Genomic DNA, 6,524 nt, shown 5'->3' with positions numbered 1-6,524 from the left:
TAAAGCTATCCTAGATAGAATATTGCATTACTCATATTTATTTAATATTACAGGACCATCCTATAGAATTAAAGATAAATTAAAAATGAATAAAAGTGAGGAGTCTTAATTGCACAGAAATGAGGAATTTTAACTTGACATTTATAGGAGATATTCGCATTTTTGAATCGGATGTTGTGAAGATGGCTATTCGATACCTGGACAAGTGCTATTCAGAGCCTATTGTTATTCAGGAAATGTGTGAAATGCTGGGGGTCAGTTATAGCCATTTCCACAGAAGTTTCAAGCAAAAGATTGGTAAAAGCCCACAGGAATATCTGATTAATACCCGATTGACAGCAGCCATGGAGTTACTCCAAAACAGCCGGACATCTATTCGGAAAATTGCCGATTACTGTGGTTTTCAAGATGAACGCAATCTACAACGGATGTTTTCAAAGAATATCGGCATAACGCCTAATGCCTTTAGAGAGAAGATGTCGTACGATATGAGAGATGGTGTCCTTGAAAATCTCATTATTTTTCCCTATAATGAGAAATGTCAAGTTAGTCTTGGCGAACTCAAAGGGAAAGGAGTAACTAATATGTTTAAACAGATGAGAAGCAAAGGGGTTGTAGCAGCAGCTTTATCGCTGATATTACTACTTTCGGCTTGTAGCACTATACCAACGGATAGTGGCGTAACGAATTATATACCAAATTCAGAGGTGACAACACAAGCATCAGAAATGGAAGATACAGAGCCTATAGAAGAAGGAACGAGAACTATCAGCACGGCTATGGGTGATGTGGAGGTGCCAGTGAGTCCGAAGAGGGTAGTCGTAATCTTTGTTCAAGGTGATTTGTTAGCACTTGGCATAACACCTGTGGCAACATCATTTAATACTGGTGCCGCCTTCGAAAATGAAGCACAAGAGATTAGTGTGATAGATGCGTTTTCTATTAACGAAGAAGAAATTATGGCATTAGATCCTGATTTGATTTTATGGGATACACAAGATGAGTCAATCTATCAATCTCTTTCAAAGATTGCGCCTACAATAGCGTGTAACTATTTTGCAATGAACTACCAAGAAAGACTTCGTTTTTTAGGAGAAATATTCAATTGTTCTGAAAAAGCAGAGGAACTGATTCAGGCATTCGAAAGCAAGATTAAGGATGCAAAACAAAAACTTGCAAACGAAGGATTGAGTGATAAAAGCGTATTGTGCATTGAAAAGCGAGAGGATGTTCTGTCGGCATCTTGGCTGGGACGAGGGGCACCGCTAATGTACGATTTGTTAGGTTTTAATATTCCTGAAAAACTGCAAGAAGCAATGAAGGATAGCAAAAATGCCCATGCAGGTGGTGTCAAGTTATCATATGAAGTAATAAATGAATATGCAGGTGATTTTATTCTTGTAAATGGTGCTCTGGGTGATTTTGGAAACAATAATGTATGGAATAGTGTTCCGGCAGTGAAGGGAGATAGAGTAATTTCAGCTCCCAGTAATATGTTTTGGTTTAATGATATTATATCCATGAATGCCCAGATTGATTTAATTCTTAATGCTATATTAGAAATCGAATAATTCATGTGTAAGTATAGAATAGAGATAAATTAGCATGAATACCTTATGAATTACAGGATCTATGTTAGACACTTATCTGATGGGTGGAAAATATACTCTCTGTGAGGTTGCACTTGCTATGGGTTTCTATGATGAATTTTCATTAATTATATAAAAAAGAGCCTGAAATTACAGTTAAGTACTATGTTTTCAGGCTCTATATTAATTAATTTAATTAGAGATTTTTTCAGTAGTTCTGATTACATCCCTATTCTTTTATTACTGGTTTATTTTTATCTCTTTCCATTAAGAATTTTATACAGTACAATCCTGCTAATCCTACTAATCCATATACAATTCTGCTTAAAAATGCGTCTTGTCCTCCGAAAATTGTAGCAACTAAATCAAATTGGAATAATGCAATCAATCCCCAGTTTAATGCTCCTATTATTACTAAAACTAAGCCTAGTGTATCCATTATGTTTCTCCTTTCAATTTTTATTAATTTGTAAATATTGCTATAATCTTAATATCTCCTATTTTTAAAAAAATAAACAATATAAATTACAAAGTTATAATGTAATTTTACATATTGGGGCCTTTATTACATCTCATCAAATATAAAACCAATTTTTTATTGACCTAGATCAAATACTTATTAAGGAAATTATGTTAGAATGTATTCATAAAGTTAAGATAAAAATGCGGGAAAAAATTATTTTAAAAATACAAATAAAATAAAAAGTTTTGATCTAAATCAAGGTTTAATAGAATGGAATGGGATAATATATAGCTATAAAAAAGATTTAAAAGAAATGAAACTATAAAATTTTAAGGGGAGATTATATTATGAAAAAATTTAGCGAAGTTGTAGACCAAAATCTAGGAAGATTAGAACAATATGTACCAGTAGTAGCAAAGGTTCATGGTGGAACTCATCCAGAATTCCATGATGTAAAAAAATTGTTTGATAAAATCAGCGAAAAAATTAAAAATATAAAATCAGAAAAGCCAAATTTAGATAATGAATTGAAACAATTACGTGAAATTACAAAAAACTATACAGTTCCAGATGATGTATGTGAAAGTTATGAATCAGTATACAATATGTTAGAAGAATTAGATAAATCATATAAGGCTTAAAAAGAGAGGTTTATTAAAAGCTCTATCTTCCATTATTAGCAATAAATTATATAATTAAATAAAATAGAATTGTTCTATTAACGTAAAGTCAAAAAATAATAAATAAAAATTGTTAAATCGGGAGGGATAAAGATGCAAAAAAACATTTTAAAAAAGAAGAATCTAATCACTTTAATAAGTGGGATTCTAATAGCCATTGCTTTTACTAGTAAATGGACAACAGGAACTACGGATATATTTATTTGGTCATTGGTCATAGCTTCCATTTTAGGTGCAGTGCCAATAGTTATTCAAGCATATCAAGCATTGAGGGTAAAAGTAGTAAGCATAGATGTTTTAGTTACAATAGCAATAGCAGGGGCATTTTTGATACAAAACTTTGAAGAATCAGCAATTGTTACATTTCTATTCTTATTCGGTGCTTATTTAGAGCAACGCACATTAAATAAAACTCGTTCAGCCATAAAAGAATTAACAGAAATGGCACCAGAAAGTGCACTAAAACAAATGGAAAATGGGGAGTTTGAAGAAGTTGAAGTGGATGATGTGGACGTAGGTGATGTTTTGCTAGTAAAAACTGGTGCAAAGGTTCCTGTTGATGGTACAGTTTTAACTGGTGAAGGTAGTATTAATGAATCAAGTATTACGGGAGAATCTATTCCAGTTGGAAAGGAAAAAGGCTCAAATGTATTTGCAGGTACAATTTTAGATAATGGAACTATTCAAATTATTGCCGATCGTGTAGGAGAAGACACAACCTTTGGTAAAATCATTGAATTGGTAGAGGAAGCACAAGACTCAAAATCAGAAGCAGAACGTTTTATAGACCGTTTCTCCAAATATTATACACCAGCAGTTCTTGTAATAGCATTTATAGTATGGCTATTCTCTCGAAATGTTGAATTGGCTATTACTATTCTAGTTCTAGGTTGTCCAGGAGCTTTAGTTATTGGTGTACCAGTATCTAATGTTGCAGGTATAGGAAATGGAGCACGCCATGGAGTATTGCTAAAAGGTAGTGAAGTAATTAGAGATTTCAGTAGATTGGATACAATTGTATTCGATAAAACAGGCACACTAACTGTAGGAAACCCATCTGTAGCAGAAAAAGAATACTATGGGGATAATATTGATGAGGCTTTAGGATATCTTGCAAGTGTTGAACGTGAATCTGATCATCCATTGGCAAAAGCAGTATTAGAGGAAATTGGTGAAACCCCATTAGGGGTAGTTGAAAATACAGAAGTTGTAAAAGGTGGTGGCATTGTAGCCAGTGTTAATGGCCATAGAATTGCTGTTGGCAATGTTGCTTTAATGGAAAGAGAAAATGTTGAACTAAATGAAAAAGCCAAAGCTGATGTAGCTGGTTTCGAAAAAAAGGGAAATTCACTTGTATTAACTTCTGTTGATGGGAAACTGAAAGTATTGATGGGGGTTCGTGACCAGATACGTCCAGGAGTTAAGGGAGAATTATTAAAGCTAAAGAAGTTAGGTGTAAAAAACCTTATTATGCTATCAGGTGATAACCAGGGAACTGTTGATGTGGTTAGCCATGAGCTAGGGTTAACTGAAGCCCATGGAAATATGTTGCCAGAAGAGAAATCAGCATATGTTAAGAAATTAATTGAAGAAGAGGGGCAAATAGTTGCTTTTGTTGGAGATGGTGTTAATGATAGTCCTTCACTGGCCCTAGCAAATATCGGTATAGCTATGGGAAATGGTACAGATGTAGCTATCGAAACATCAGATGTTGTTTTAATGAATTCAGATTTTAGTCGTTTACCACATGCCTTAGGATTAGTAAAAGCAACAGCTAGAAATATGAAACAAAACATTGTCATTGCTGTAGGAGTTGTATTAATATTATTAGCCAGTGTATTATTCAGTGAATGGATGAATATGTCCATAGGAATGTTAGTACATGAAGGCAGTATCTTAGTAGTTATTCTGAATGGTATGAGATTATTAAAATATAAACTAAGATATTAAAATAAAAGAAAAAAATTGACTTAGGTCAAAGATTTAATTAATAAAATATGGTAATATTAAATTATAGGATAGAAGTTAAAGGAAACCAATAATAAAATAATGAAGGGAGATAATATTATGAAATCAGCAACAATACAATTAGAAACCTTAACATGTCCATCATGTATGCAAAAGATTGAAGGTGCACTTAAAGGTTTAGATGGTATAGATCAAGATACAGTAAAGGTATCATTTAATTCAAGCAAAGCAAAATTAGATTTTGACGAAGAAAAAATCTCAATAGATGAAATCGAAGATTCTATTAATAGAGTTGGTTACGAAGTAATTAAATCAAAAGTTAAATAGATAATATAAATTAATATGTGATTTAGCGAAAAAATTCTCTTTCTCGCACAAATCAAAATAAGATTTAAGCTAGAAAGAGAGTTTTTATGGGTACATTATCAAAAGAAGTATTAAGAGAGATGATTATTGAAGGTAATTTTATTGTAAGTAATATATAAGTAAATAATAGAAACCCTATTGCTAATTAAAGCAGTAGGGTTTCTATTATCAGTATGATTTAATCTTTTGAATGTGGATTAAGTCATATCTTTATTATAAGCAATGTATATTTCTATATTCACTAGGTAATATATTTGTACTTTCCTTAAAGACTTCTGTAAATCTACTTTGACTAGGATATCCTAGTTGTTTTGATATATCCTTGATACTCATAGTATTATCTTTTAATAATGTTTTAGATTTTTCTATTTTATTTAATTTAATAAATTCGGAAATAGTTAGATTATTTACTTTTTTAAACTGTGTTTGTAGCTTAGTTTTTCCCATAAAGAACTTTTCACAGAGTTCCTTTTGGGATATATTTCTATCTAAATTGTTTAATATATATTTATTTATGTCTTTAATTTCTTGATATTCTTTATTAGATACATATATGTTTTCTTCTTCTACTTTAGCTAAAAGAAGTGCTACGGCTTCAGTAACTTTACTTTCGTAGAAAAGTTCTGCAGAAAGTCCAATTCCCTTAAAACTTGTTATTTCTTGAAGAAGTATCATCATTTCATAGAAATCTGTATCACTCTTAAAAGTTAAAAGGGCATTTTTTAAATAGTTTTTTTCCAAACCAAATCTCTTAGTAAGTTCTTCATAATATTTGGGATAGATTTCTATAGAAATAGAATATACAGGAGTATTATTTTTTATAAGTGCACATATTCTATTTTCTCCATATAAAAATCCATTTATGGAATTGTTTCTTATATTTAACTTAGAATCTAAAAAATCACCTGTAATATCTATATTATATGAGATACTCAAATATTTAGGATCTTCGTCTACATACATATCTGTTGAAAAATAAAAGTCATTAAAGAAATAAAAATCATGAATACTTATGGCAAAAAGGCCCTTATAATCATATAGCCAATAACCACCCTGCCCTATCTTTTTATTTAAATTAAAATATTCCCCATTTCTATAACATGGATTTTCTTTTTTTATAAATCCAAAACCTTTTAATTGTTCTTTTCTAATTTCACTACAATCCATAATATCACCTATACATTTTGAACTTTTAATTATCTATTTAAGTCGTACTAACTCTTAAACTATTGTTTTAGAAATTGAAAAATTATATTATTGATAATGACTATCAACAATATAACATAATATAAATACTTTTACAAGGAGGATAATATGAAAGAGATTAACAGAATCTAGAGAAGTCAAACATATGTGACACAGACCTCTGAAAAATTTTCTCTGAATAATGCTGTGGTTTTCTTAAATTGCTAGTAATTATTTTGTCAAGGAGGAAAGCGATAGCGATCCTTGATTAAA

At 31.0% G+C, this 6,524-nt stretch carries 7 protein-coding genes; 5 read left to right on the top strand and 2 right to left on the bottom strand.

The genetic code is table 11. The annotated features are described in order from the left end of the window. Positions 1-7 precede the first annotated feature (7 nt). Both FYJ83_RS20575 and FYJ83_RS19015 read left to right on the top strand, forming a co-directional pair. Positions 8-109, top strand: a complete 102-nt coding sequence (locus FYJ83_RS20575) for a hypothetical protein (protein WP_412034789.1) — start codon at positions 8-10, stop codon at positions 107-109. 25 nt (positions 110-134) lie between these two features. Further along, complete coding sequence (locus FYJ83_RS19015) at positions 135-1,571, top strand: AraC family transcriptional regulator (protein WP_195838069.1); 1,437 nt, start codon at positions 135-137, stop codon at positions 1,569-1,571. A 247-nt stretch (positions 1,572-1,818) separates the two neighbouring features. On the opposite strand, the gene FYJ83_RS19010 is transcribed toward FYJ83_RS19015, so the two are convergent. After that, a complete protein-coding gene (locus tag FYJ83_RS19010; RefSeq protein ID WP_154443069.1) occupies positions 1,819-2,028 on the bottom strand; it encodes a DUF378 domain-containing protein in 210 nt (69 codons plus the stop codon). Between the two features lie 371 nt (positions 2,029-2,399). On the opposite strand from FYJ83_RS19010, the gene FYJ83_RS19005 reads away from it, so the two are divergent. From FYJ83_RS19005 to FYJ83_RS18995, 3 genes are all read left to right on the top strand, one after another. Then, complete coding sequence (locus tag FYJ83_RS19005) at positions 2,400-2,693, top strand: iron-sulfur cluster repair di-iron protein, ric (protein WP_154443068.1); 294 nt, start codon at positions 2,400-2,402, stop codon at positions 2,691-2,693. Positions 2,694-2,825: 132 nt separating this feature from the next. Then, a complete protein-coding gene (locus tag FYJ83_RS19000; RefSeq protein WP_154443067.1) occupies positions 2,826-4,682 on the top strand; it encodes a heavy metal translocating P-type ATPase in 1,857 nt (618 codons plus the stop codon). Positions 4,683-4,799: 117 nt separating this feature from the next. After that, positions 4,800-5,027, top strand: a complete 228-nt coding sequence (locus FYJ83_RS18995; protein ID WP_154443066.1) for a heavy-metal-associated domain-containing protein — start codon at positions 4,800-4,802, stop codon at positions 5,025-5,027. Positions 5,028-5,279: 252 nt separating this feature from the next. Here FYJ83_RS18995 and FYJ83_RS18990 read toward each other — a convergent pair whose 3' ends face one another. Beyond that, positions 5,280-6,233, bottom strand: coding sequence for a helix-turn-helix transcriptional regulator (locus FYJ83_RS18990; RefSeq protein WP_154443065.1), 954 nt, complete (start codon positions 6,231-6,233; stop codon positions 5,280-5,282). Positions 6,234-6,524: the final 291 nt, after the last annotated feature.

The organism is Tissierella pigra, assembly GCF_009695605.1.
Classification (GTDB): domain Bacteria; phylum Bacillota; class Clostridia; order Tissierellales; family Tissierellaceae; genus Tissierella; species Tissierella pigra.
Note: the sequence above shows the minus strand (reverse complement) of the source record. Positions and strands in the feature narration are given on the sequence as shown.

Bases quoted from the DNA above. Each gene is read 5' to 3' on its own strand.
- FYJ83_RS19010 (WP_154443069.1), bottom strand. From the start codon at position 2,028: ATGGATACACTAGGCTTAGTTTTAGTAATAATAGGAGCATTAAACTGG.
- FYJ83_RS19005 (WP_154443068.1), top strand. From the start codon at position 2,400: ATGAAAAAATTTAGCGAAGTTGTAGACCAAAATCTAGGAAGATTAGAA.
- FYJ83_RS19000 (WP_154443067.1), top strand. From the start codon at position 2,826: ATGCAAAAAAACATTTTAAAAAAGAAGAATCTAATCACTTTAATAAGT.
- FYJ83_RS18995 (WP_154443066.1), top strand. From the start codon at position 4,800: ATGAAATCAGCAACAATACAATTAGAAACCTTAACATGTCCATCATGT.
- FYJ83_RS18990 (WP_154443065.1), bottom strand. From the start codon at position 6,233: ATGGATTGTAGTGAAATTAGAAAAGAACAATTAAAAGGTTTTGGATTT.